This window comes from Pseudomonas sp. PA-1-6B (genome assembly GCF_021609545.1).
GTDB classification, from domain to species: domain Bacteria; phylum Pseudomonadota; class Gammaproteobacteria; order Pseudomonadales; family Pseudomonadaceae; genus Aquipseudomonas; species Aquipseudomonas fluorescens_BV.
In genome coordinates this window covers 18,760-41,219 of sequence record NZ_WJZM01000049.1, presented here as the reverse complement: position 1 = coordinate 41,219, position 22,460 = coordinate 18,760, and the positions used below count along the sequence as shown (strand labels likewise).

At 60.8% G+C, this 22,460-nt stretch carries 25 protein-coding genes; 14 read left to right on the top strand and 11 right to left on the bottom strand.

Annotated elements, in window-relative coordinates:
- The first annotated feature begins 567 nt into the window (after positions 1–567).
- The gene (locus GIV35_RS20710; protein ID WP_236264444.1) at positions 568–1,134 is read left to right on the top strand and encodes a hypothetical protein; all 567 of its coding nucleotides are present in this window, start codon (positions 568–570) and stop codon (positions 1,132–1,134) included.
- A complete protein-coding gene (locus GIV35_RS20705; protein WP_198715367.1) occupies positions 1,124–1,387 on the top strand; it encodes an acyl carrier protein in 264 nt (87 codons plus the stop codon). Before GIV35_RS20710 ends, GIV35_RS20705 begins: the two co-directional genes overlap by 11 nt.
- 85 nt (positions 1,388–1,472) lie before the next feature.
- On the opposite strand, the gene GIV35_RS20700 is transcribed toward GIV35_RS20705, so the two are convergent.
- On the bottom strand, positions 1,473–1,934 hold the full coding sequence (locus GIV35_RS20700) for an Lrp/AsnC family transcriptional regulator (protein WP_054918076.1): 462 nt from the start codon (positions 1,932–1,934) through the stop codon (positions 1,473–1,475).
- A gap of 160 nt (positions 1,935–2,094) precedes the next feature.
- Between GIV35_RS20700 and yedA the strand changes: the two genes are divergently transcribed.
- Positions 2,095–2,991 carry a drug/metabolite exporter YedA gene (gene yedA / locus GIV35_RS20695; RefSeq protein ID WP_236264443.1) on the top strand — a complete coding sequence of 299 codons (897 nt, stop codon included), beginning with the start codon at positions 2,095–2,097 and terminating at the stop codon, positions 2,989–2,991.
- 48 nt (positions 2,992–3,039) lie between these two features.
- Positions 3,040–4,374 (top strand): DEAD/DEAH box helicase, encoded by a 1,335-nt coding sequence (locus GIV35_RS20690; RefSeq protein WP_213153380.1) that lies wholly within the window; start codon positions 3,040–3,042, stop codon positions 4,372–4,374.
- 120 nt (positions 4,375–4,494) lie between these two features.
- Here GIV35_RS20690 and GIV35_RS20685 read toward each other — a convergent pair whose 3' ends face one another.
- Together GIV35_RS20685 and GIV35_RS20680 are read right to left on the bottom strand one after the other, a co-directional pair.
- Complete coding sequence (locus tag GIV35_RS20685; RefSeq protein ID WP_236264442.1) at positions 4,495–5,721, bottom strand: TIGR03862 family flavoprotein; 1,227 nt, start codon at positions 5,719–5,721, stop codon at positions 4,495–4,497.
- A 171-nt stretch (positions 5,722–5,892) separates the two neighbouring features.
- Positions 5,893–6,813 carry a histone deacetylase family protein gene (locus GIV35_RS20680; protein ID WP_060767991.1) on the bottom strand — a complete coding sequence of 307 codons (921 nt, stop codon included), beginning with the start codon at positions 6,811–6,813 and terminating at the stop codon, positions 5,893–5,895.
- 76 nt (positions 6,814–6,889) lie between these two features.
- Between GIV35_RS20680 and GIV35_RS20675 the strand changes: the two genes are divergently transcribed.
- The 3 genes from GIV35_RS20675 to GIV35_RS20665 are packed head-to-tail and all read left to right on the top strand — an operon-like array spanning position 6,890 to position 8,951.
- A complete protein-coding gene (locus tag GIV35_RS20675; RefSeq protein ID WP_054896171.1) occupies positions 6,890–7,459 on the top strand; it encodes a GNAT family N-acetyltransferase in 570 nt (189 codons plus the stop codon).
- 38 nt (positions 7,460–7,497) lie between these two features.
- Entirely contained in the window at positions 7,498–8,367 is an 870-nt protein-coding gene (gene tesB / locus GIV35_RS20670) for an acyl-CoA thioesterase II (RefSeq protein ID WP_014720043.1), read from the top strand.
- Positions 8,364–8,951: an HAD family hydrolase gene (locus GIV35_RS20665; RefSeq protein ID WP_236264441.1), complete on the top strand. Its 588-nt coding sequence runs from the start codon at positions 8,364–8,366 to the stop codon at positions 8,949–8,951. The genes tesB and GIV35_RS20665 overlap by 4 nt, the downstream gene beginning before the upstream one ends.
- 133 nt (positions 8,952–9,084) lie before the next feature.
- On the opposite strand, the gene GIV35_RS20660 is transcribed toward GIV35_RS20665, so the two are convergent.
- The 3 genes from GIV35_RS20660 to GIV35_RS20650 are packed head-to-tail and all read right to left on the bottom strand — an operon-like array spanning position 9,085 to position 11,406.
- Positions 9,085–10,059: an alpha/beta hydrolase gene (locus GIV35_RS20660; protein ID WP_236264440.1), complete on the bottom strand. Its 975-nt coding sequence runs from the start codon at positions 10,057–10,059 to the stop codon at positions 9,085–9,087.
- The gene (gene ypfJ / locus GIV35_RS20655) at positions 10,060–10,947 is read right to left on the bottom strand and encodes a KPN_02809 family neutral zinc metallopeptidase (protein ID WP_014720040.1); all 888 of its coding nucleotides are present in this window, start codon (positions 10,945–10,947) and stop codon (positions 10,060–10,062) included.
- A gap of 45 nt (positions 10,948–10,992) precedes the next feature.
- Positions 10,993–11,406, bottom strand: coding sequence for a lipoprotein (locus GIV35_RS20650; RefSeq protein ID WP_034126935.1), 414 nt, complete (start codon positions 11,404–11,406; stop codon positions 10,993–10,995).
- Positions 11,407–11,605: 199 nt separating this feature from the next.
- Between GIV35_RS20650 and GIV35_RS20645 the strand changes: the two genes are divergently transcribed.
- Entirely contained in the window at positions 11,606–12,484 is an 879-nt protein-coding gene (locus GIV35_RS20645; RefSeq protein WP_003194370.1) for a DMT family transporter, read from the top strand.
- Here GIV35_RS20645 and GIV35_RS20640 read toward each other — a convergent pair whose 3' ends face one another.
- The gene (locus tag GIV35_RS20640; protein WP_236264439.1) at positions 12,485–13,819 is read right to left on the bottom strand and encodes an MFS transporter; all 1,335 of its coding nucleotides are present in this window, start codon (positions 13,817–13,819) and stop codon (positions 12,485–12,487) included.
- A gap of 225 nt (positions 13,820–14,044) precedes the next feature.
- Between GIV35_RS20640 and quiC the strand changes: the two genes are divergently transcribed.
- Positions 14,045–15,946, top strand: coding sequence for a 3-dehydroshikimate dehydratase QuiC (gene quiC / locus GIV35_RS20635; RefSeq protein ID WP_236264438.1), 1,902 nt, complete (start codon positions 14,045–14,047; stop codon positions 15,944–15,946).
- A gap of 77 nt (positions 15,947–16,023) precedes the next feature.
- Positions 16,024–16,689 (top strand): TetR/AcrR family transcriptional regulator, encoded by a 666-nt coding sequence (locus GIV35_RS20630; RefSeq protein ID WP_054896166.1) that lies wholly within the window; start codon positions 16,024–16,026, stop codon positions 16,687–16,689.
- Positions 16,690–16,830: 141 nt separating this feature from the next.
- On the opposite strand, the gene GIV35_RS20625 is transcribed toward GIV35_RS20630, so the two are convergent.
- Both GIV35_RS20625 and aroQ read right to left on the bottom strand, forming a co-directional pair.
- Positions 16,831–17,679, bottom strand: a complete 849-nt coding sequence (locus tag GIV35_RS20625) for a shikimate dehydrogenase (RefSeq protein ID WP_234452146.1) — start codon at positions 17,677–17,679, stop codon at positions 16,831–16,833.
- Positions 17,679–18,125, bottom strand: a complete 447-nt coding sequence (aroQ, locus tag GIV35_RS20620; protein WP_019818037.1) for a type II 3-dehydroquinate dehydratase — start codon at positions 18,123–18,125, stop codon at positions 17,679–17,681. Before aroQ ends, GIV35_RS20625 begins: the two co-directional genes overlap by 1 nt.
- A gap of 39 nt (positions 18,126–18,164) precedes the next feature.
- Between aroQ and GIV35_RS20615 the strand changes: the two genes are divergently transcribed.
- The 3 genes from GIV35_RS20615 to GIV35_RS20605 all read left to right on the top strand — a co-directional run bounded on the left by GIV35_RS20615 (position 18,165) and on the right by GIV35_RS20605 (position 19,367).
- Positions 18,165–18,392: a hypothetical protein gene (locus GIV35_RS20615; RefSeq protein WP_213153384.1), complete on the top strand. Its 228-nt coding sequence runs from the start codon at positions 18,165–18,167 to the stop codon at positions 18,390–18,392.
- A gap of 85 nt (positions 18,393–18,477) precedes the next feature.
- The gene (locus GIV35_RS20610; protein ID WP_198715358.1) at positions 18,478–18,906 is read left to right on the top strand and encodes a DUF4160 domain-containing protein; all 429 of its coding nucleotides are present in this window, start codon (positions 18,478–18,480) and stop codon (positions 18,904–18,906) included.
- Positions 18,903–19,367 carry a DUF2442 domain-containing protein gene (locus GIV35_RS20605; protein WP_197883757.1) on the top strand — a complete coding sequence of 155 codons (465 nt, stop codon included), beginning with the start codon at positions 18,903–18,905 and terminating at the stop codon, positions 19,365–19,367. The genes GIV35_RS20610 and GIV35_RS20605 overlap by 4 nt, the downstream gene beginning before the upstream one ends.
- 53 nt (positions 19,368–19,420) lie before the next feature.
- Here the strand turns inward: GIV35_RS20605 and trmA are convergent, their stop codons facing one another.
- Together trmA and GIV35_RS20595 are read right to left on the bottom strand one after the other, a co-directional pair.
- Complete coding sequence (trmA, locus tag GIV35_RS20600; protein WP_236264437.1) at positions 19,421–20,500, bottom strand: tRNA (uridine(54)-C5)-methyltransferase TrmA; 1,080 nt, start codon at positions 20,498–20,500, stop codon at positions 19,421–19,423.
- Positions 20,497–21,792 carry an NCS2 family permease gene (locus tag GIV35_RS20595; RefSeq protein ID WP_044268839.1) on the bottom strand — a complete coding sequence of 432 codons (1,296 nt, stop codon included), beginning with the start codon at positions 21,790–21,792 and terminating at the stop codon, positions 20,497–20,499. Before GIV35_RS20595 ends, trmA begins: the two co-directional genes overlap by 4 nt.
- 188 nt (positions 21,793–21,980) lie before the next feature.
- Here GIV35_RS20595 and GIV35_RS20590 point away from each other — a divergent pair, with 188 nt between their 5' ends.
- Positions 21,981–22,427, top strand: coding sequence for a DUF4879 domain-containing protein (locus tag GIV35_RS20590; RefSeq protein ID WP_105229188.1), 447 nt, complete (start codon positions 21,981–21,983; stop codon positions 22,425–22,427).
- Positions 22,428–22,460 lie beyond the last annotated feature (33 nt).

Sequence of the window (22,460 nt, the reverse complement as noted above, 5' to 3'; positions counted from 1 at the left end):
ATGCACTCGGTATAACAGCGTAGGCTTTCCAGGCCGCCATCGCAGGCAAGCCAGCTCCCACAATTTGATCGCGGGGCGTCAGGTAGATATGCGCTGGCCGCCGGGGCCGTCACGGGAGCAAGCTCCCTCGCCACAGATTTAGCGTCGTGCCGAAGTTGTGTAGATACCTATGCTGCGATAGCGGTGTATCAGCCAGCCATTTATTGCCTGACCCTCCGCTATCGCAGGCAAGCCCGGCTCCCACAGGGGTTATGCGTCGTTTATCGAGGCTGTGCGCACTCCAACGCCTGGCCCACCACCCCCTTCGCCATCTCCACCCAACGCATCTCATCACTCCGTCCGATGCGTGGGCCAGGGCGTCGGACTTGCACGTCCGGTCACCGAGCATTCGATGACAGGGCGAGACTGGCTACCGAATCCGACGCAAACAAGGCACCTGAGCGCTGAATGGTCGGTAGGTCAAATCCGGCTATGAGTTAGGACCTTTCTGGTTTTCTTCTTTACTCATCCATCGCGTTTTACTGCGACCTACCATTCTGTGTGTCATTCACGCACAGGGACAAGAACATGCAGGAAAGCGATCTTCATACGGCGATTATGCGAAGCAAGTTGGAACTTGAATCAAATGGCATTGATCTGGGTTCCAGTTCAAGCATGGCGTTTCATGTGGGCAACACGATGACGAGCTACCCGGCTGTCATGGTGTTGCCGAGTTCGCCAGGTTGGAGTCATGGCCCTCATTACCAGTTACTCAAGCCGATTCACGCTGACTCCGCTGTGCCCGATACGACGTTTGATGAACTCTGGAAATGTACACAGCAACACTACGGCCTCACGGCAGCCACAGTGATCACTGGCGCGGCGGGCATACCCATAAGCAAAATTGCGGTGGGTGCCTGGGTTCACGTCGGCTCCAGCAAAACCACGAACCTGGCTAGCCTGATCGGCATGCGCTTTTTCCCTCGTACGTTGATCAGGCAACCCACCATGGCCAGAATGGCAAAGGCAACGTTTGGCACGGTGCGGGTATTTGGCATCATCGGGCGAGGCATGCCCTTCGTCGCTGCCGGGCTTGCAGTCTTTGACCTGGTCAGTATTGGTAAGTGTGCCTATGAGGCGAGAAATGGAAGGTAGCCTGGCCAGAGCCGACATCAGCGAAAAAGTGATCCAGCTGTTCGTCGATATCATCGGTTTTATCGACCGGCGCGATGTGACGGAGCACACCGATTTCATCCATGACTTCGACATCATTGATGAAGACCTGACCTGCTTTGTCATGCAGATCAAGTGGCAGTTCAAGCTGCAAGCGACGCAGGAGGATTGGGATCACATCACTACGATTGAGCAGGTAGTCGATTTGATTGTTCAGCGTTCGACTCTTCGGTGAGGCCACTGGCGCCATCGCAGGCAAGCCAGCTCCCACAGTTGACCGCGTCGCTCGGGCAGTACGCGATCCCTGTGGGAACGATCGCTCAGCCAGCATTTTTCCCATTGGCTTCCAATTGCCCCAACGGCACCCGCCGCTCTATGGCGCTGGACAAAATAATCGAGGTCTTGCTGAAGCCAAACTTCGCGACCCGGTTAATCAGGCTCTCCAACTCGGGCATCGAGCCCACCGCCGCTTGCATGATCACGCATGGGTCGCCCGTGACCCGGTGGCATTCGGTCAGTTCGGGTATCTCCGCCAGGGCGTCGTACACCTTTTGGCTGCCATGGTTGGTCAGCCGCAATTCAATCACGCATTGAATCGGCAAGCCCACTTTGGATAAATCCACCTTGGCCTGGTAGCCGGTGATCACGCCGCTGGCCTCAAGCTTGGCCACGCGTTCGGCCACGGCGGGGGCGGAGAGGTTTACGGTGCGCGCCAGTTGCGCGTAGGAAGCACGGCCATCTTCAAGCAGGGCGCTGAGGAGCATGCGGTCATATTTGTCCATGATAAGGCTCCGGTTGCGCGTGGCTTTCGAAAGCACGGTTTATAGCCTTGATAACCATGGTTTGAGAAGTGTATTGGCGTTTTAAACAGGTTTTGTAACTTAAGTTTATCCACCTTCGTTTCTAGAATAAGTCTCCCATTTCCTGCCATAGAGCCGCCCAATGCCTGGCCCACGTCGCTTTCCCTTACCGTTGATCGCCGCCTTTTTTGCGTTGTATGTGATCTGGGGTTCCACCTACCTGGTGATCCGTATCGGCGTGGAGTACTGGCCGCCGCTGTTGCTGGCGGGGATTCGGTTTTGCACGGCGGGGGTATTGATGTATGGCTTCCTCAGATGGCGCGGGGTGCCGGCGCCGACCTGGCCGCAGTGGAAGGCGGCCGGGATGATCGGCATTTTGTTGCTCACCGTGGGCAATGGTGGCGTCAGCGTGGCGGAACATATGGGCGTGTCGTCCGGCGTGGCGGCGCTGGCGGTGGCGACGGTGCCGCTGTTTACCTTGCTGTGTGGGTTTTTCTGGGGCGCGCGTAATACGCGGTTGGAATGGGCAGGGGTGCTGCTGGGGATCATCGGTATCGCCATGCTCAACATGGGCAGTACCTTGCAGTCGAGCCCAATGGGCGCGGTGTTGCTGTTGATGGCGGCGGCGTCGTGGGCCTTCGGCTCGGTGTGGAGCCGCCATTTGCCGTTGCCCCAAGGCGCCATGGCCAGCGCCGCGGAAATGCTCGTGGCTGGCGTGGCGCTGCTGATCGTCAGCGCATTGTCTGGCGAGCACCTGCAGGCCATGCCGCCGTTGGAGGGCTGGCTGGCCCTGGCGTACCTCACGGTGTTCGGCTCGATCATCGCCTTCAACGCTTATATGTACCTGCTCAAGCACGTACGCCCGGCGGCGGCGACCAGTTATGCCTACGTGAACCCGGCCGTCGCCGTGTTGCTGGGGATTGTGTTCGTGGGTGAGAGCATCGGCCTGGAAGAAGCCCTGGCAATGCTGGTGATCATCAGCGCGGTGTTGCTGATCAGCCTGCCCCAATGGCGCAAGCCCAAACCCGAAATAAGGTAAACTGCCGCGCATTACGCCCTTGCGCTGAATTTTTCCTACGGTAACTACATGACTTTCGCCACCCTTGGCCTGATCGAACCCTTGCTGCGCGCCCTTGAGACGCTTGGCTACCAGACCCCGACGCCGGTGCAGGCGCAAGCCATTCCGGCAGTGCTGGCCGGTCGCGACCTGATGGCCGCGGCCCAGACCGGCACCGGCAAGACCGCAGGTTTCGCTTTGCCGCTGCTGCAACTGCTGACCATGGAAGGGCCGAAAGTCGCCGCCAACTCGGCGCGTGCGCTGATCCTGTGCCCCACCCGTGAACTGGCCGAGCAGGTTCATGCCAGCGTTGCCGAGTACGCCCAACACCTGCCGCTGACCACTTACGCGGTGTACGGCGGCGTGAGCATCAACCCGCAGATGATGAAGCTGCGCAAAGGCGTCGACATTCTGGTCGCCACCCCTGGCCGCCTGATCGACCTGTTCCGCCAGAACGCGCTGAAGCTCAACCAGCTGCAAACCCTGGTGCTGGATGAAGCCGACCGCATGCTCGACCTGGGCTTCTCCGAAGAGCTTGCCAACATTTATCGCATGCTGCCGAAAAAGCGCCAGACCCTGTTGTTCTCCGCGACCTTCTCCGATGACATTCGCCTGCTCGCCGGGCAGATGCTCAACGACCCGCTGAGCATCGAAGTCAGCCCACGCAACGTTGCCGCCAACACCGTCAAGCAGTGGGTGGTGCCGGTGGACAAGAAGCGTAAGCCGGAGCTGTTTGTGCACCTGATGCGCAAAGGCCGTTGGAAGCAAGTGCTGGTGTTCGCCAAGACCCGCAACGGCGTAGACGCCTTGGTGGACAAGTTGCAGGGCCTGGGGATCAACGCCGACGGCATCCATGGCGACAAACCTCAAGCCACCCGCCAACGCGCACTGGACCGCTTCAAGACCAGCGACGTGCAGATCCTGGTGGCCACCGACGTAGCGGCCCGTGGCCTTGATATCGAAGACCTGCCGCTGGTGGTCAACTTTGACCTGCCCATCGTGGCCGAGGACTACATCCACCGTATCGGCCGTACCGGGCGTGCGGGCAACACCGGTGAGGCGATTTCCCTGGTGTGCGCCGATGAGGTGAACATGCTCTCGGCCATCGAGATGCTGACCCGTCAGACCCTCACCCGCAAGATGGAACCGGAGTTCGAGCCGGAGCACCGCGTGCCGGACACCGATGCCAGCGGGCAGGTTGTGAAGAAACCGAAAAAGCCGAAGAAGCCGAAGGCGTCCGGCGGTGGCGGCAAGCGCAATCTGGGCAAGTGGGTGGACAGTGGGGACGTAGCCCCGGCTGAGCCGTCGATCAAGCCGGTGCGCAAGGTGCCGGTGTTTAATACTGGGCCGCGTAAGAAGAAGTGATTTTGCGCGGTGGCTGATGGCCTCATCGCAGGCAAGCCAGCTCCCACCTTTGAATTGTGAATACAGTCAAAGGTGGGAGCTGGCTTGCCTGCGATGGGGGCCTTGAATCCACCGCAGCGCTCAGCGGTTAAGCCACTCCACCATCCCCAGCCCAGCAGCCCGGCCACTGGCAAAACACCCGGTCAGCAAATACCCACCGGTCGGCGCTTCCCAATCGAGCATTTCCCCCGCACAAAACACCCCAGGCAACGGCTTGAGCATCAACCGCTCATCCAGCGCTTCAAACGGCACACCGCCTGCCGTGCTGATCGCCTCATCCATCGGCCGCGTTTTCACCAATGTCAGCGGCAACGCCTTGATATCCACTGCCAATTGCGCCGAATCGGTGAAGTGTCCAGCAGGCGTCAGCTCGCGCAACAACGCCGCTTTCACGCCATCCAACCCCAACTGACTGTGCAAATGCTTGCTCATCGACCGTGAGCCACGGGGCTTGGCCAATGCGGCCTGCACCTTGTCCAGCGGCTTGCTGGGCAGCAAATCGATATGCACCGTGGCCGCACCGTCGCGGTTGATCGCTTCACGAATTGGCGCTGACAAGGCGTAAATCAAGCTGCCTTCGATACCGGTGGCAGTGATCACGCATTCGCCCAGACGAGGCTTGTCATCCCCCAGGCCAATGGCGACGTTTTTCAACGGCGCGCCAGCGAATTTGCTGACCATCAACTCGCTCCATGCCGACACTTCAAACCCGCAGTTGCTCGGTTGCAGCCTCACATAGGGCAGGCCTTTGCCTTCAAACAGGTTGAGCCATGCGCCGTCGGAGCCCAATCGCGACCAGCTGCCGCCGCCCAGGGCCAGCAGCACGGCGTCGCTGTGGACAACTTTTCCGCCGTCCGGGCTGTGGATAAGTAAATCGCCCTCGTCATTCCAACCCGTCCAACGATGACGGGTGTGGATAACCACACCTTGCTCCCGCAGACGCTTGAGCCAGGCGCGCAACAGTGGCGCGGCTTTCATATCGGTAGGAAATACGCGGCCGGAGGTACCGACAAAGGTTTGAATACCCAGGCCATGAATCCATTCGCACAGCGCCTCGGCACCAAAGCTGCGCAGCAGTGGCGCCATGTGCGGCGCGCGTTCGGCGTAGCGCGACAGGAACGCCGGGTACGCCTCGGAGTGGGTGATGTTCATGCCGCCCACGCCTGCCAGCAGGAACTTGCGCCCCACCGACGGCATACCGTCGTACAGGTCCACGCGCACGCCAGCCTGGCTCAAGACTTCGGCGGCCATCAGCCCGGCGGGGCCGCCGCCGATAATGGAGACGTGGTGGGCAGAACTCTGAGGCATGGGCAGGGCTACGGTGATGTGAATAGGCCGAGCATTCTACCCGACCACGACGCCGCTGCCTGATCAAAAAACGTACACTTTCCTACAGGCCATGCGGTCAAACGCTTGTAGCCGCTTACGCTCAAGTTATCCACAGGCCGTTCCACAGGCATTGTGGGTAACGCTCACACTTCAATGACAGCCTGATGACGTCCATACCCGCTGTGCGCTGTGGTGCAGGATGCCGTGGCGGCGGGCGAGGGCAGGGCGGTCCTTGCTATAGCCGCCACCGATCACGCCCATCACCGGAATGTCGCGGCCCAGGCAGTGGCGCATCACGCTTTCATCACGGGCGGCGACGCCGGCGTCTGTCAGCTTGAGGTAACCAAGGGCGTCGTCCTTGTGCACATCCACGCCGGCGTCGTACAGCACCAGGTCCGGCTGGTAGAGCGGCAGCAGGTAGTTGAGCGCGTCATCCACCACCTTGAGGTAGTCGGCATCGCCCATACCCATGGGCAGCGGGATGTCCCAGTCGCTCTGGGCCTTGCGTGCCGGGAAGTTCTTTTCGCAGTGCAGCGACACGGTAATGGCGTCCGGTGTGTCGTGCAGGATGCGTGCGGTGCCGTCGCCCTGATGTACGTCGCAATCGAAGATCAACACGCGATTGACCCGGCCGCTGGCCAACAGGTAATGGCTGATCACCGCCAGGTCATTAAAAATGCAGAAACCCGCCGGATAATCGTAATGGGCATGGTGGGTGCCACCCGCCAAATGGCAGGCCAGGCCATGTTCGAGGGCCTGTTCGGCGGCCAGGATCGAGCCGCCCACCGCACGCACCGTGCGCCGGGCCAGGGCTTCGCTCCACGGCAGGCCAAGGCGGCGTTGGTCCTCGCGGGACAGTTCGCCGCTCATGTAGCGCTCGATATACCCAGGTTCATGGGCCAGGGCCAAAATGTCTGCCGGGCACAGCGGCGGGCGCAGCAATTGGCTGTCTTCGGTGAGGCCGCTGTCCACCAGGTGGTCACGCAACAGGCGAAACTTGTCCATGGGGAACCGGTGGTCCGCCGGGAACTCAGGGCTGTAGTCTTCGTGGTAGATCAATGGCAAGGGCATGGGATTTTCTGACGGGAACCTGCGACGGATCTTAACAGCGCTGTACACTCACGCACATGGCAAGGCAGGGGGACCCATGGAGCCGATACTGGAATTGGAAAGTGCACGCTTGGTGCTGCGCCAATGGCGCGACAGCGACCTGCCGGACTTTGCGCGCATGTGCGCCGACCCGCAGGTTATGCGTTACTTCCCGGCTCAATTGAGCCACTTGGAGAGCGCAGCGTTGATCGGCCGTATTCGCGGGCATTTTGCTGAATATGGCTTTGGGTTCTGGGCTTTGCAGCGCAAGGACACCGGTGAATTTATCGGCCTGACGGGCCTTGCGAATGTCAGCTTCGAAGCCGGCTTTACCCCTGCGGTGGAAATCGGCTGGCGCCTGGCCCGCGAACATTGGGGCCTGGGTTATGCCAGTGAGGCGGCCTGGACGGCGTTGCGCTGTGGTTTTGACCGCTTGCAACTGGACGAAATTCTGGCCTTCACCACTGAAGCCAATCTGCCCTCACAAAAAGTCATGCAGGCCATCGGTATGCATTACGATCCGCAGGCAGATTTTGAACACCCGAAAGTCGCAGCCGGTGACCCGCTGCGCCCGCATGTTTTGTACCGCATCACCCGCGCCCAATGGTTGGACACGCTGCACGGATAAGCAGCCCGGAATGCCCTATTGATTGTAGGAGTTGCTCTATGAGCCAAGTATTGGAAGATCTGGTGGACTTGCTGACCCTGGAGCCGATCGAGGAAAACCTCTTTCGCGGCCGCAGCCAGGACCTAGGCTTTCGCCAACTGTTCGGCGGCCAAGTGCTCGGCCAGTCGCTGTCGGCGGCCAGCCAGACCGTAGAAGAAGCGCGGCATGTGCATTCCCTGCACGGTTATTTCCTGCGCCCTGGCGATGCCGCGTTGCCGGTGGTGTATTCGGTGGACCGCGTGCGCGACGGTGGCAGTTTCAGCACGCGTCGTGTCACCGCGATTCAAAAGGGCAATCCGATCTTCACCTGCACGACCTCGTTCCAGTACGACGAACAAGGCTTCGAGCACCAGACCACCATGCCGGTGGTAGTGGGCCCGGAAAACCTGCCGTCGGAGCTGGAGCTGACCCAGCAACGTGCGCACCTGATCCCCGAGCACATGCGCGACAAGTTGCTGTGCCCCAAGCCCATTGAAGTGCGCCCGGTCACCGAAAAAGACCCGTTCAACCCGCAGCCGTCCGACCCGGTCAAGTACGTGTGGTTTCGTGCCGACGGTGCCTTGGCGGACACCCCGGCGCTGCATAAGTACCTGTTGGCCTACGCCTCGGACTTCGGCCTGTTGACCACCTCGTTGCTGCCCCATGGCAAGACCGTGTGGCAGAAAGACATGCAGGTCGCCAGTCTCGATCACGCGCTGTGGTTCCACGCCGACCTGCGTGCCGATGACTGGTTGCTGTACGCCATGGACAGCCCGTGGGCCGGCAACTCCCGGGGTTTCTCCCGGGGCAGCGTGTACAACCGCGCCGGGCAACTGGTGGCGTCGGTGACCCAGGAAGGTTTGATCCGCCATCGCAAGGATTGGGCATGAGCCTCTGCGACGTGAAGCACTGGGTGTTCGACATGGACGGCACCCTCACGGTGGCGGTGCATGATTTTGCGGCTATCCGCGTGGCGCTGCAGATCCCGCCTGAAGACGACATTCTCACGCACCTCGCGGCATTGCCGGCAGATGTCGCGCAGGCCAAACATGCCTGGTTGCTGGAGCATGAGCGCGAGCTGGCGCTGGGTTCCATAGCGGCCGAAGGTGCCGTTGAGCTGGTACGCGAATTGGCCGGGCGCGGTTATCGTTTGGGGATCCTGACCCGTAATGCGCGGGAACTGGCCCATATCACCCTGGAGGCGATAGGCCTGGCGGACTGCTTTGCCATTGAGGACGTGCTGGGGCGCGATGATGCGCCGCACAAGCCGGATCCCGGTGGGTTGCTGAAACTGGCGGCGGCTTGGGGCGTAGCACCCCGCGAAATGGTGATGGTGGGGGATTATCGCTTTGACCTGGATTGTGGCCGGGCAGCGGGCGCCAGGACGGTGTTGGTGAACTTGCCGGAGAACCCTTGGCCGGAATTGGCGGATTGGCATGCCGAGGATTGTGCGGCGCTGCGCCGAATGATCTAACCCGGGCGACAGAGAGCAAATGTGGGAGCTGGCTTGACCTGCGATAGCGGTGGGTCAGTTGACACTCTGTCAACTGACAGTCCGTCATCGCAGGCAAGCCAGCTCCCACATTTTTATTGGGTTTCTTCAGTGATTACTGCGTGAACAGTACCTTTTCTCCCTCTGGCGAGGTAAACATCTTGTCCCCGTCATGCCCCACCCCCGGCACTTCTACCAGCCGGTGGCCCAACTGCGGATGCCGCTGCTTGAGGTAGTCAAAATAGTTGTGGCCACGAAGCAGCCGATACGCACCCTGGGTTTCGGCCCCGCAGCTTTTATCCAATGCCGGGTGGTTGGGGTCGGTGTCCTGCTGGCCCAACAGGTAAGTGATGTCGCGTGAGACGTAGGCTTGTTCCAGTTGCTGGGTGCCTCGCTCATCCACGTAATCCGGCAGGTTTTGCATGCCGTATTTCCAGTCGTTGAAGCTTGGGCAACTGGCCGTATCGAACGGTACCGGCCGCTGCGGGCTGAAGTAGGCGTAGGACGATGGATTGGCCACCACGTACCGCAGGCTGATGCCTTCGGTTTGCAGCAACGGGTGGTCATGGCCGGTGAGGGCGAAGCGTTGGACAACCTGGCCGCCACCGGAATGCCCGGCGATCACGATTTCCTTCAGCGCCGGGAACAGCTTGCGGTTGCCCAGGTGCTTGATGATCTGGTCCAGAGCGCCATAAGAACTGACCTGCCCAGGCGCGGTGGAAGCTTCGCCAGCCATCCAGTCGTTGCCCTTCCAACGCAATACCTGATTGCCCAGATGGTTACGCTTCACGTCCGATTGATTCAGAAACTGCGGCGCGATCACCAGCGTAGTGCCGCCGACCCCGGCATGGGTGGCGGCGTCGATACCGCTTTGCAGATAGGTCTGCGCATTGCGCAGGCGGCCATGCACGATGATCAATGCGCGCGTGACCTTGGGCAGCGGCTGGCCCCAGTTTTGGCTCACGCCGAGGCTGAGGTCGCCGGCCTCCAGATGAAAGCGATCGGGGCTGACCACCTTGACGCCGTGTTCAGCCGCCAGGGTGCAACAGGACACGAGCACACCCAGCAGTAACCCCAACCGTTTGATCATTTAGAGACTCTTGGCCGCGAAGGTATCGCATTGAGTGATCTGGCCCTGGGCGAAGCCGGTCTTGAACCAGCGCACGCGCTGGGCCGATGTGCCGTGGGTGAACGAGTCGGGTACCACGCGCCCCTGGCCTTGTTGCTGCAAGCGGTCATCGCCGATGGCATTAGCTGCGTTCAGGGCCTCTTCGATATCACCGGGTTCCAGCCAGTTCAGGCGTTTTTGCGCATGGTTGGCCCACACGCCGGCAAAGCAATCGGCTTGCAGTTCCTGGCGAACCAGCAGGCCACCGTCGCCTTCCATCTGCCGACCCTGTTGGCGCGCTGCCTGGATCTTGGACGAGATGCCCAGCAACGTTTGTACGTGGTGCCCGATTTCGTGGGCGATCACGTAGGCCTGGGCGAAATCACCGGCGGCCTGGAAGCGTTGCGACATTTCCCGGAAAAAATCCAGGTCCAGGTACACCTGCTGGTCAGCCGGGCAGTAGAACGGGCCGCTGGCCGAGGTGGCGCCACCGCAGGCTGAGTTCACCCGGCCACGGAACAGGATCAGTTTCGGGTTCTTATAGGCCAGCCCATTTTCCTGGAACACTTGGCCCCAGGTGTCTTCGGTATCGCCCAGCACGGCGCGCACAAAGTCGGCTTGCTCATCGTTGGCTGGCGGCGCTTGACGCGGCTGGGTGCTGACCGACGGCGCCTGTTCCATCTGGCCGGTCAATTGGCCAAGAATCTGCATCGGGTCCTGGCCGGTCAGCCAGCCAATGCCGACGATCAGCACGATGGCCGTGAGGCTCAGGCCCTTGCCGCCGCCGAAGCGCATACCGCCACCGCCGCCGCCACTGTCGTTACGGGCATCCACCACGTTGTCGCTGCGTCGGCCTTTTTTCCATAGCATGGGAGCAATCCTCTGTGTGCTAACCGTGATTGATTATGGTCGGTATTAACGGCAATAGCCTTCGCCAGTGGCAACGATCAGGCAGTCTTTTTTATCCGCCAGCCACTTCAAACCGGTGGCGGCGCCATCGCCAGCGCGCAACAGCTGCGGGCCGTCGGGGCGGGTGAAGGCGATGCCGTCTTCAGCGGCCTCACCTTTGAAGGTGCCGGCGTCATCGGCGTCCAGGCCATATTGCATGGTGAGAAGGTAGTGGCCGCGGCCAATGCTGTCGTCCTTGGCGATGGTCAGGTGCAAGCCTTCGACGCCGACCCACTTGCCGACCCATTTATCGGTGGGCGGGGTCTCGGGCACCAGGGTCGCTTGCACGGAGGCGGGCGCGGGCTTGGGGGCTTCTTTCGGGGTTTTATCGCAGGCGGCGAGCAGGGCGAGGGCAGACAGGGCAAAGAGGATTTTTTTCATAGCGGCAAGGCCTTGGTTAAAAAGTGTGCAACGCCGGGGCGAGCGTGCAGCGTTGGACTCGGATCCATCGATTTAGTGCGCTGTTCGCCCGGTGTTTGGTTATGCTCTTGGGGCAGACTCCGGCCCGGCTGCTAGATTACCGGGTTGAGCGCGCCTTGGTTCAGCGCTCAGCGTCCCGCTCGCCACACAAGAGAATTCAATGACTGTCAGTACCCCGCTCTCCGGCGTCAACCATCCGTTCAAAGGCATCCTGCTGATTGTGCTGGCGACGTTCCTGTTCTCCAGCCACGACGCCTTGTCCAAATACCTGGCCGGGTTTTACCCGATCGTGATGGTGGTGTGGGCGCGGTACATGGTCCACACCTTGCTGATGGCCGGGATCTTCCTGCCGCAATCGGGCCTGCGCGTGTTGCGCAGCAAGCGGCCGGGCATGCAGGTGGTGCGGGCGTTATGCCTGTTGGGCACCAGCCTGTTCTTCACCACGGCGCTGCATTACATCCCGTTGGCCGAAGCTACAGCGGTGAACTTCCTGGCGCCGATCCTGGTGACGGCGCTGTCGGTGCCGTTGCTCGGTGAGCACGTGACCCGTGGCCAGTGGCTGGCGGTGATCTGCGGGTTTATCGGCGTGGTGATCATCATCCACCCCGGCGGCGAGCTGTTTACCCCGGCGGTATTGCTGCCGCTGTGCTCGGCGCTGTTCTTCTGCTTCTACCAGTTGCTCACGCGCATCCTCAGCCAATACGACAGCCCGACCACCAGCAACTTCTTCGCCGGCCTGTGCAACACCTTGGTGATGAGTGCGATGGTGCCGTTCTTCTGGCAAGTGCCGACGCTGTGGCACGCGGTGATGATGCTGGCGCTGGGCACCTGCGGGATGACCGCACACCTGATGCTCACCCAGGCGTTCCGCTTCGCGGCGCCGGCCTTGCTGGCGCCGTTTGGCTATTGTCAGATCGTGTTCGCGGGGTTGTTGGGCTGGCTGGTGTTCAGCCATACCCCCGATATGACCACGGTGGTGGGTATCGGGGTGATCTGCATGAGCGGGTTGGCCGCTGCCTGGCAGCAGCGGCGGCGTTAGTTAAACGTCTACCGTAGGGATCTTGCGCGGCGCCATGAAGTACATCCACACCAGTGCGATGAAGTACATCGCCGGGATCAGGGTGAACAACACCGTGTAGTTGTTGTTGGTCACCGTGAGGATATGGCCGACGATCTGGGTCATGAACATGCCGCCGATGGCCGCGCACATGCCGCCGAAGCCGAACACCGTGCTCATCATGTGCTTGGGCGTGTAGTCCATCACCAGGCTCCAGATGTTGGCGGTCCAGGCCTGGTGTGCGCCGATGGCCAGGGAGATGGCGAACACCGCGACCCACAGCTGGCTGGAGCCGGCCGCCATGATCACGCCGACGATGCAGCAGGCGAACAGCAACATCGACAACAGGCGTGCCTTGATCGAGTTCATCCCTCGGCCGATCAGGAATGACGACAGGATCCCACCGCCCACGCTGCCAAAGTCGGCGGTGAGGTAAATGATGATCAGCGGAATGCCCATCTGCGTCACGTTGATGCCCAGGTTGTATTGCTGGTTCAAGAACGGCGGGAGCCAATACAGGTAGAACCAGAACACCGGCGCGGTCAGCGAGTAGGCGAGGGCGAAGGCCCAGGTGCCACGCATGCGCAGGATGCGGCTGAACGGCACGCGGGGCTGTTCGGGCTCGACTTCCTGTTGCACGTAGTCCAGTTCCGATTGTTTAACGCTTGGGTGGTCTTCCGGGTTGTAGTACTTCAACCCCCAGAACACCAGCCAGATCGCACCCAGTGCCGACATGCACAGGAACGCCGCTTGCCAGCCCCACACGTGCAGGATCAACGGCAGCAGCATCGGCGTCATCATCGCGCCGACGTTGGTACCGGCGTTGAAGATGCCAGTGGCCACCGCACGTTCGCCCGCCGGGAACCACAAACGTGTGGTCTTGACGCAGGCGGGATAATTGGCGGCTTCGGTCAGCCCGAGGATAAACCGGCAAACCATAAAGCCCATCGCCGAAGTGGCCAACCCGTGGGCACCGGTGGCCAGGCTCCACAGCAGCACGGCGCAGAAGAACACGCGCTTGACGCCCACCCGGTCAATCAGGCGGCCTTGCAGCACAAAGCCGATGGCGTAGCCGACCTGGAACCAGAAGTTGATGTTGGCGTAGTCCATCGCCGTCCAGCTCATTTCCTTGGCCAGAATCGGTTGCATCACGCCCAGGGCGGCGCGGTCGATGTAGTTCAGGGTGGTGGCGAAAAACACCAGGGCCAGCATGCCCCAGCGCGTTTTACCCACGGCCAGGGCACCGCGGATCTTGTCGCCGATGCCGGCGTGCGGGTTGCCCGGGCGCGTGGCCAGGGCGGGATTTTGCAGAGGCATGAGGTCGTACCCGTTTTTTGAAATTCTTATGGTGTGTTCTGGGTCTTTGTTACATGAACGAATTGCCCGGTCGATGGTGCGCAGTGGTTAAAAAGTCGTCAATTCGCCAAAGGGGCATAGTGTTCGATAATCGCACCAAAAACTAACCGGTTCGTACATTTTAATTGCTGCCTGTAGGCTGGGGGCGAATAATTTGCCACAAACAACAATGGCCGGGAGTCTTCCATGCAACGTTCTATTGCCACTGTGTCCTTGAGCGGCACCCTGCCGGAAAAGCTTGAGGCTATCGCCGCCGCCGGGTTTGATGGGGTGGAAATCTTCGAGAACGACTTGTTGTATTACGACGGCAGCCCCCGGGAAGTCCGGCAGATGTGCGCCGACCTGGGCATTGCCATCACCCTGTTCCAACCGTTTCGCGACTTCGAAGGCTGCCGCCGCGATCGCCTGGCGCGCAACCTGGAGCGCGCCGAGCGCAAGTTTGACTTGATGCAGGAGCTGGGTACCGATCTGGTATTGGTGTGCAGCAATGCCTCGGCCGACAGCGTGGGCGACGAACGTATTCTGCTCGATGACCTGAGCCTGCTGGCCGAACACGCGGGCAAGCGCGGCTTGCGCATCGGCTATGAAGCGTTGGCCTGGGGCAAGCATGTGAACACTTGGCAGCAGGTGTGGAACCTGGTGCGCCAGGTCGATCACCCAAGCCTGGGCGTGTTGCTCGACAGCTTTCACACCTTGTCGCTCAAGGGCGACCCGAGCGGCATCGCGCAGATCCCCGGCGACAAGATTTTCTTCGTGCAAATGGCCGACGCGCCGATCCTGGCCATGGATGTGCTGGAGTGGAGCCGGCATTTCCGTTGCTTCCCAGGCCAGGGCGAATTTGACCTGGCGGGCTTTCTCGCGCCGATTATCAAAAGTGGCTACACCGGGCCCTTGTCCCTGGAAATTTTCAATGACGGTTTCCGCGCTGCGCCGACCCGCGCGAATGCGGCGGATGGCTTGCGGTCGCTGTTGTACCTGGAAGAAAAAACCCGCCAGCGCCTGGCGCAAGAAGCCCCCGCTGCGCCCGTGGATATCCTGTTTGAAACTCCGGCGGCCAGCGAATACGACGGTATCGAGTTTCTTGAATTTGCCGTGGACGAAAGCCTCGGCGCCAAGCTGACCCACTGGCTGGAGCGTCTGGGTTTCGCCAAGGCCGGTCAGCATCGCTCCAAGAATGTGAGCCTGTTGCGCCAGGGTGACATCAACCTGATCCTCAACTGCGAACCGTACTCCTTCGCCCACAACTTTTTCGAGGCCCACGGGCCATCCCTGTGCGCCACGGCAATTCGGGTCAAGGACAGTGCCAAGGCCCTGGAGCGGGCGGTGGCCTACAAGGGCCAGCCATATCGCGGCCTGGTCGGCCCCAACGAGCTGGAACTGGCTGCGGTGCGTGCGCCGGACGGCAGCCTGATCTACTTGGTGGACCCCAGCGAAGGCGGGCTGTACGACACCGATTTCAACCTGCAAACGGCTGCACCCGCCAGTGGCGGTTTGCTGCGCATTGACCATATGGCCATGGCGCTGCCGGCCGACAGCCTCGACAGTTGGGTGTTGTTCTACAAAAGCCTGCTGGATTTCGAAGCCGATGACGAAGTGGTCCTGCCCGACCCCTACGGCCTGGTGAAAAGCCGTGCGTTGCGCAGCCGTTGCAGTTCGATTCGCCTGCCGTTGAATATCTCCGAAAACCGCAACACGGCGATTTCCCACGCGCTCTCCAGCTATCGCGGTTCGGGCGTGCACCACATTGCCTTCGATTGCGCGGATATTTTTGCCGAGGTACGCCGGGCCAAAGAGGCCGGTGTGCCGTTGCTGGATATCCCGCTCAACTATTACGACGACCTGGCGGCACGCTTCGATTTCGACGATGAGTTCCTCAGTGAGTTGGCGTATTACAACGTGCTGTACGACCGCGACGCCCAGGGCGGTGAGTTGTTTCATGTGTACACCGAGGCGTTCGAGGGGCGCTTTTTCTTCGAGATCATCCAGCGCAAGAATGGTTATGCCGGCTACGGCGCGGCCAACGTGGCGGTGCGTCTGGCGGCGATGGCCAAGTCGCGCAGTGGGGCGGTACGCCAGGCTCGGCTATAACCGCAAGGCAGGTGCTTCCTTCGGGGGGCGCCGCGGCCCATAATCAGCGCCTGCACAACAATGGCCGTGAGCGCACCATGACCTCGAGTCCCGATCTCCCCGCGGTAGCTGACGCACCGCGCAAGAGTCGCAAGAACAATCCGGAAAAGACCCGGGAGAATATTCTCCAGGAAGCCATTGTCGAGTTTGTTCAACAGGGCCTGGCCGGCGCTCGCGTAGACGCCATCGCCGAGCGCATCCATACCTCCAAGCGCATGATCTATTACTACTTCGGCAGCAAGGAGCAGCTATACGTCGAGGTGCTGGAGAAGCTCTACGGTGATATCCGCAACACCGAAACGCGCATGAACCTCACCGCCCTGGAACCGCGTGAGGCGATTCGCCGGCTGGTGGAGTTCACCTTCGATCACCACGACCAGAACGTGGATTTCGTGCGCATCGTCAGCATCGAAAATATCCACAACGCCGAGTACGTCAAGCGCACCGACACCATCAAGGCGATGAACAGCAAAATCCTGGAAGGGTTGGGGGAGACCCTGCGCCGCGGGGCTGAGTTGGGGCTGTTTCGCGAAGGGCTGGAGCCGCTGGATGTGCACTTGCTGATCAACTCGTTCAGTTTCTACCGGGTGTCCAACCGGCACACGTTCAGCGAGATCTTCCAGATCGAGCTGTCGGATGAGGCGATCAAGCAACGCCATCGGGAAATGATTTGCGAGTCGGTGTTGCGCTACCTGCAAGCCTGAGAACACCCGTTTTCAAGGCTGAACCCAATCAATGTGGGAGCCGGGCTTGCCCGCGATAGCGGTCTGTCAGTGCCCCATAGGTTGACTGGCCCACCGCTATCGCCGGCAAGCCAGCTCCCACATTTTGATGGGGTTGCATCCCTAGATATTCATGCTCTGGAAGTGCGCCAGCATCCTGTCTGCATCCGCCACTTCGCCGCTGAACAACTCAAACGCCTTCACCGCCTGAAACACCGCCATATTGCCGCCGTCCAGGGTACGGCAACCCAAGGCGCGCGCGTCGCGCAGCAGTTGGGTTTCCAACGGGAAGTACACAATTTCCGCCACCCACAATTCAGCCCGTAATAACGCCGCAGGTACAGGCGTGCCGGGCAACTTGGCCATGCCCATCGGCGTGGTGTTCACCAGGCCATCGGCCTCGGCCATGGCGTTTTCCAGGTGGCTGCCGACTTGAGCGCGACCGACGCCGAACTGCTGGGCAAGGTTATCCACAAGGTCCTGGGCGCGAGTGCGGTCGACATCGAAGATGCTCAAGTGCTCCACGCCTTCTGCCAACAGTGCATGGGCCACTGCCGCGCCCGCGCCACCGGCGCCCATCTGCACCACGCGTTGGCGCGGTACGTTGTGCAAGTTGCGCCGAAAACCTTCGGCGAACCCCAGGCAGTCGGTGTTATGACCGATGCGTTTGCCACCCTTGAACACTACGGTGTTGACCGCACCAATGCCCCTGGCTTCATCGGAGAGCTCATCGAGCAAAGGCAGGATCGCCTGCTTGCACGGGTAGGTAATGTTCAGCCCGGTGAAGTGCATCAGCTCGGCGGCCCGTAGTAATTCCGGCAGGGCGTTGAGGTCCAGGTGCAGCGGCTCCAGGTCGATCAGGCGATACAGGTAGCGCAAGCCCTGGGCGTCGCCTTCCTGCTCGTGCAGTGCCGGTGTGCGTGAGGCCTGGATGCCGGCGCCGATCAGGCCAGCGAGAATGCGTGGTTTCATCACGTGCGTCCCTTCAGCGTCAGGCTGAAATGTTCCAGTGCCAGGTGGTAGCCATGGCTGCCAAACCCGGCCAGCACGGCCTGGGCGATCGGTGACACAAACGAGTGATGACGAAAGGCTTCACGGGCATGCACGTTGGATAAATGCACTTCGATCACCGGCACTTCACTGGCCACCAGGGCATCGCGGATCGCGACCGAAGTGTGAGTCCAGGCCGCCGGGTTGATCACAATACCCGCGCAGCGGTTGCGGGCGCCGTGGATCCAGTCGAGCAATTCGCCCTCGTGGTTGGTCTGGCGAAACTCGATCTTCAGCCCGAGCTTGTCGGCGCTGCGACCACACAAAGCGGCAATGTCGGCCAGGGTTTCATGGCCATAAGTGGCAGGCTCGCGAGTGCCGAGCAGGTTGAGATTGGGGCCGTTGAGCACCAGCACGATGGGCGGCATAAAGGCTTCTCCACAGTTCTTATTGGTTGTGGAGTCAAAATGTACTGGTTGGTTAATTTGGTCAATGGATGGCTGCGGATCTGTTCGGTGATCGAACGTTTAATCAATGCAATTGCTGGATCACCGGCTGATGTGCATTCGGTTGAAGTATTGCGCGAGGTTGCTGAACGACGAGGACTTTCGAGCATTGGCCGGGTCGTTCCAGTTGTTGGCATCCCTGGTTACAACCCGGCATTCACCGGGTTTTTTGTGGTTACTAATCTGTGAAACAGCTTCGGGAATAGGAGCCGGTTGTCGGGTGTGCAGAGGGAAATTGTTACCTGACGGAAAATAACCTAACGGATGGGTTACGATGAGAGTAGGTGCTTACAAAGGCTATGTCATTTCGGTGTTTATCAGGGATGAGCATTGTCCGCCCCATGTGCATGTCAGGGGCAAGGGATGGGATGCGCGGTTTCGTTTCAGTTTCCTGGATGGGGAAGTTGAGTTGTGGGATGTAGAGCCTGAACGGAGGCGGCCACCCATAGCACTTCTGAAGGAGATACGCGGGGCGATCATGCAGCGGCACTACTTGGCGCGGGCACGCAGGATTTGGTGGGAAAAACTGCAGACGGTTTGCCTGGAGAATCATTCCTGGAATTGGGACGCTGGTGAGTTGGTCCCAGGATTGGTCATTCGACACGGCGTCTATGTCATCGCCAGCGCCAGGCACGATGTCGTAGCGCAACGGACTATTTTGAATCTGGTAAGAGCGCCAGATTGCGTGGGGATTAATTTATGAAAATCATAAAAGCTAAAGTCACACCTTATGTACCTCTCACTGAAGCCGACGTTGACAAGGCAATCGCCCGAGGGCGCAGGTTGAAACGCCTGTACGCCAACGCCAGTAACGTACGTTATGAACACGACTGCCTCTCCATTGGCTTCTCCGATGGCAGCCGCGTGGTGTTGCCGGTGGCTGGCCTGCCGGAGTTCGAAGGGTTTTCAGCGAAGGATTTCCAGCAGTTGGAAGTGACTTTCGGAGGCAAGGCGATTAGCTGTGAAGCGCAGGACCTGGATGTTTCGATTACAGGGTTGATCGCTACAAGCCAGCCGCTGATGGACCTGGCAACCAGCCTGGTGGCATCGCGCAATGGTCGCAAAAGCAGCGCGGCCAAGACCGCAGCGGCCCGGGCCAATGGCAAGAAGGGGGGCCGGCCACGCAAGGAAGTACCGCAGCCCCCAGAGACAACAGACACTTGAATACCCAATAGGGGAACTGTAGGAGCGAGCAAGCTCGCTCCTACCCCGCAGGTTTATCGGCGGGTCAGCAACACACCCGACTCCATGTGGTGCGTCCACGGGAACTGGTCAAACATTGCACACTGGGTGATCCGGTGCGTGTCGTGCAGTTGCGCGATATTCGCCGCCAGCGTTTCCGGGTTGCAGGAGATGTACAGGATGTTGTCGAAGCGCCGGGTCAGCTCGCAGGTGTCCGGGTCCATGCCTGCGCGGGGCGGGTCGACGAAGACGCTACCGAATTCGTAGCTTTTCAGGTCGATGCCGTGCAGGCGGCGGAACGGGCGCACTTCGTTCAGGGCTTGGGTGAGCTCTTCGGCGGAGAGGCGCACCAGGGTGACGTTATCCACGCCATTTTCATCCAGGTTGCTCAGGGCCGCATTCACCGAGGTCTTGCTGATCTCGGTGGCCAGCACCTTGCGCACGCGGGTCGCCAGCGGCAGGGTGAAGTTGCCGTTGCCGCAGTACAGCTCCAGCAAATCGTCCGGGCGATCGCCCAGCGCTTCGTAGGCCCAGTTGAGCATCTTCTGGTTCACCGTGCCGTTGGGCTGGGTGAACGCGCCTTCGGGTTGGCGGTAGCTGAAGGTGCGCCCACCGACGTCGAGTTTCTCCACCACGTAGTCGTGGCCGATCACATCGCGCTTGCCCTTGGAGCGGCCGATGATGCTCACATTCAGCTCAGCGGCCAATGTGTTCGCTGCGGTGTGCCAATGTTCGTCCAGCGGGCGGTGATAACACAGGGTGATCATCGCGTCGCCGGCCAGGGTGGTGAGGAACTCCACCTGGAACAGCTTGTGGCTCAGTGCGGTGCTGGCTTGCCAGGCGGCCTTGAGTTGCGGCATCAACTGGTTGATGCGCTGGCTGGCGATGGGGAACTGTTCGATGAGGATCGGCGTGCGCTTGTCCTCCTGGGAGAACATCGCGTAGTGGCGCTCGCCGCCTTCGCGCCACAGGCGGAACTCCGCACGCAGGCGGAAGTGCTGCAGCGGCGAGTCGAAGACCTGCGGCTCGGGTGCATCGAACGGTGCCAGCAGGTCACGCAGGCGCGTGACCTTGTCTTGCAGTTGAACGGTGTAGCTTGCGGCGTCGAAAGTCATGCGTTGAACCAGCCCAGCTTGATCACAAACAGGATCGACAGGATCACCAGTGCCGGGTTCAGCTCACGGTAGCGGCCCGAAAGCAGCTTGATGGCGGTCCAGGCGATGAAACCGAAGGCGATGCCGTTGGCGATGGAGTAAGTGAAGGGCATCGCCAGGGCGGTGATCACCACCGGCGCTGCCACCGTAATGTCGTCCCAGTCGATTTCGGCCAGGCCTTGGCTCATCAGCACCGCCACAAACAGCAAGGCTGGCGCGGTGGCATAGGCCGGCACGCTGGCGGCCAATGGCGAGAAGAACAGCGCCAGCAAAAACAGGATCGCGACCACGACGGCGGTCAAGCCGGTACGGCCACCGGCGCTCACGCCTGCGGCCGATTCGATGTAGCTGGTGGTGGTCGAGGTGCCCAGCAGGGAACCGGCCATGGCAGCGGTACTGTCGGCGATCAGTGCACGGCCCATTTTCGGCATATGGCCGTCCTTGCCCATCAGGCCGGCGCGCTTGGCGACGCCGATCAGAGTGCCGGAGTTGTCGAACAGGTCAACGAACAGGAAGGCGAAGATCACGCTGACCAGGCCGATGTCCAGCGCGCCCTTGATATCCAGCTGCAGGAAGGTCGGCGCCAGGGACGGCGGTACCGAGGTCACACCGATAAAAGGTGTGAAGCCCAGGACGATGGAAGCGACGGTCACCGCCAGGATGCCGATCAGCACCGCGCCGCGTACGGCCAGGGCTTCCAGCGCGACGATCAGCACGAAACCCAGGGTCGCCAAAATCGGCGCCGGTTGTTTCAGGTCGCCCAGGCCAACCATGGTGGCCGGGTTGCTCACCACGATACCGGCGTTATGCAGGGCGATCAGCGCCAGGAACAGGCCGATGCCGGCGGCAATCGCCGAGCGCAGGGGCAGGGGGATGGCGTTGATGATCCACTCACGAATGCGGAAGATCGACAGCAGGAAAAACAGCACCGCCGAAATGAATACCGCGCCCAGCGCCACCTGCCAGGTGTGGCCCATGTGCAGGACCACGGTGTAGGTGAAGAAGGCGTTGAGGCCCATGCCCGGTGCCAGGGCAATCGGGTAGTTGGCGATCAGGCCCATCACGGTCGAACCAATGGCCGCCGCCAGGCAGGTGGCGACAAACACCGCGCCCTTGTCCATGCCGGTCTCGCCGAGGATGCTCGGGTTCACGAACAGGATGTAGGCCATGGCCAGGAAGGTGGTGATCCCCGCGAGAATCTCGGTGCGCACATTGGTGTTGTGGGCTTTGAGTTGAAACAGCTTTTCCAGCATGCCGGCTCCCTGTGACGCTAGTGTGCGTCGTGATTTGTTGACCTCTAAGTCAAAGCACAAACTGCGCCAAGCGCTTGTGGTTTCAGAGAGGATCGGAAAAAGCGGCGCATCATACCAGCAGCCGAGGCTGTATGGCGCATGGGCTTGAGGCATACTGCGCCGACGTTCAACAGCCGGTCATCGACAGCATGAAAAAAGCCAACCCGTGGAGTCTAGCTCTGATCGCCAGTATCAGCCTGTGGCTGGGCGCGGCACCGGCATGGGGCGCGGCTGCACCGGCCTTGAGCGAGGTACGGGTGTTCAAGGTGGAATCGGCCAACTGCAGCGAAGCGATCCCGGAGCGGGTCAACATCACTCAGATGTGCGAGCACCGCGGGCCCACCAAGGTCTCGGTGATGGAAGTCGGCCTGGGCAACAGCCCCATGGGCCGCTTCAACGGCGCAGAGTTGAATGGGCAACGCACAGCGGTGTGCCAGGTCGGCAACATCAGTGAGGCGTGCAACGGCGTGGGCACCCTGATGGGCTACATCTATGTGTTCGACCTGAACGTCCAGGCCCAGGGCTGGTTCGAATTCACCAATACCTCGATCAACCCGCCGCAAAACACCCTGAAAGCCCAGCTCAATATCCGCTGATCAATCATCTTGAACGCTCAAAACCCCGGGAAG

Coding starts and splice junctions, on each gene's coding strand:
- GIV35_RS20710 (WP_236264444.1), top strand. CDS start 568: ATGCAGGAAAGCGATCTTCATACGGCGATTATGCGAAGCAAGTTGGAA.
- GIV35_RS20705 (WP_198715367.1), top strand. CDS start 1,124: ATGGAAGGTAGCCTGGCCAGAGCCGACATCAGCGAAAAAGTGATCCAG.
- GIV35_RS20700 (WP_054918076.1), bottom strand. CDS start 1,934: ATGGACAAATATGACCGCATGCTCCTCAGCGCCCTGCTTGAAGATGGC.
- yedA (WP_236264443.1), top strand. CDS start 2,095: ATGCCTGGCCCACGTCGCTTTCCCTTACCGTTGATCGCCGCCTTTTTT.
- GIV35_RS20690 (WP_213153380.1), top strand. CDS start 3,040: ATGACTTTCGCCACCCTTGGCCTGATCGAACCCTTGCTGCGCGCCCTT.
- GIV35_RS20685 (WP_236264442.1), bottom strand. CDS start 5,721: ATGCCTCAGAGTTCTGCCCACCACGTCTCCATTATCGGCGGCGGCCCC.
- GIV35_RS20680 (WP_060767991.1), bottom strand. CDS start 6,813: ATGCCCTTGCCATTGATCTACCACGAAGACTACAGCCCTGAGTTCCCG.
- GIV35_RS20675 (WP_054896171.1), top strand. CDS start 6,890: ATGGAGCCGATACTGGAATTGGAAAGTGCACGCTTGGTGCTGCGCCAA.
- tesB (WP_014720043.1), top strand. CDS start 7,498: ATGAGCCAAGTATTGGAAGATCTGGTGGACTTGCTGACCCTGGAGCCG.
- GIV35_RS20665 (WP_236264441.1), top strand. CDS start 8,364: ATGAGCCTCTGCGACGTGAAGCACTGGGTGTTCGACATGGACGGCACC.
- GIV35_RS20660 (WP_236264440.1), bottom strand. CDS start 10,059: ATGATCAAACGGTTGGGGTTACTGCTGGGTGTGCTCGTGTCCTGTTGC.
- ypfJ (WP_014720040.1), bottom strand. CDS start 10,947: ATGCTATGGAAAAAAGGCCGACGCAGCGACAACGTGGTGGATGCCCGT.
- GIV35_RS20650 (WP_034126935.1), bottom strand. CDS start 11,406: ATGAAAAAAATCCTCTTTGCCCTGTCTGCCCTCGCCCTGCTCGCCGCC.
- GIV35_RS20645 (WP_003194370.1), top strand. CDS start 11,606: ATGACTGTCAGTACCCCGCTCTCCGGCGTCAACCATCCGTTCAAAGGC.
- GIV35_RS20640 (WP_236264439.1), bottom strand. CDS start 13,819: ATGCCTCTGCAAAATCCCGCCCTGGCCACGCGCCCGGGCAACCCGCAC.
- quiC (WP_236264438.1), top strand. CDS start 14,045: ATGCAACGTTCTATTGCCACTGTGTCCTTGAGCGGCACCCTGCCGGAA.
- GIV35_RS20630 (WP_054896166.1), top strand. CDS start 16,024: ATGACCTCGAGTCCCGATCTCCCCGCGGTAGCTGACGCACCGCGCAAG.
- GIV35_RS20625 (WP_234452146.1), bottom strand. CDS start 17,679: ATGAAACCACGCATTCTCGCTGGCCTGATCGGCGCCGGCATCCAGGCC.
- aroQ (WP_019818037.1), bottom strand. CDS start 18,125: ATGCCGCCCATCGTGCTGGTGCTCAACGGCCCCAATCTCAACCTGCTC.
- GIV35_RS20615 (WP_213153384.1), top strand. CDS start 18,165: ATGTACTGGTTGGTTAATTTGGTCAATGGATGGCTGCGGATCTGTTCG.
- GIV35_RS20610 (WP_198715358.1), top strand. CDS start 18,478: ATGAGAGTAGGTGCTTACAAAGGCTATGTCATTTCGGTGTTTATCAGG.
- GIV35_RS20605 (WP_197883757.1), top strand. CDS start 18,903: ATGAAAATCATAAAAGCTAAAGTCACACCTTATGTACCTCTCACTGAA.
- trmA (WP_236264437.1), bottom strand. CDS start 20,500: ATGACTTTCGACGCCGCAAGCTACACCGTTCAACTGCAAGACAAGGTC.
- GIV35_RS20595 (WP_044268839.1), bottom strand. CDS start 21,792: ATGCTGGAAAAGCTGTTTCAACTCAAAGCCCACAACACCAATGTGCGC.
- GIV35_RS20590 (WP_105229188.1), top strand. CDS start 21,981: ATGAAAAAAGCCAACCCGTGGAGTCTAGCTCTGATCGCCAGTATCAGC.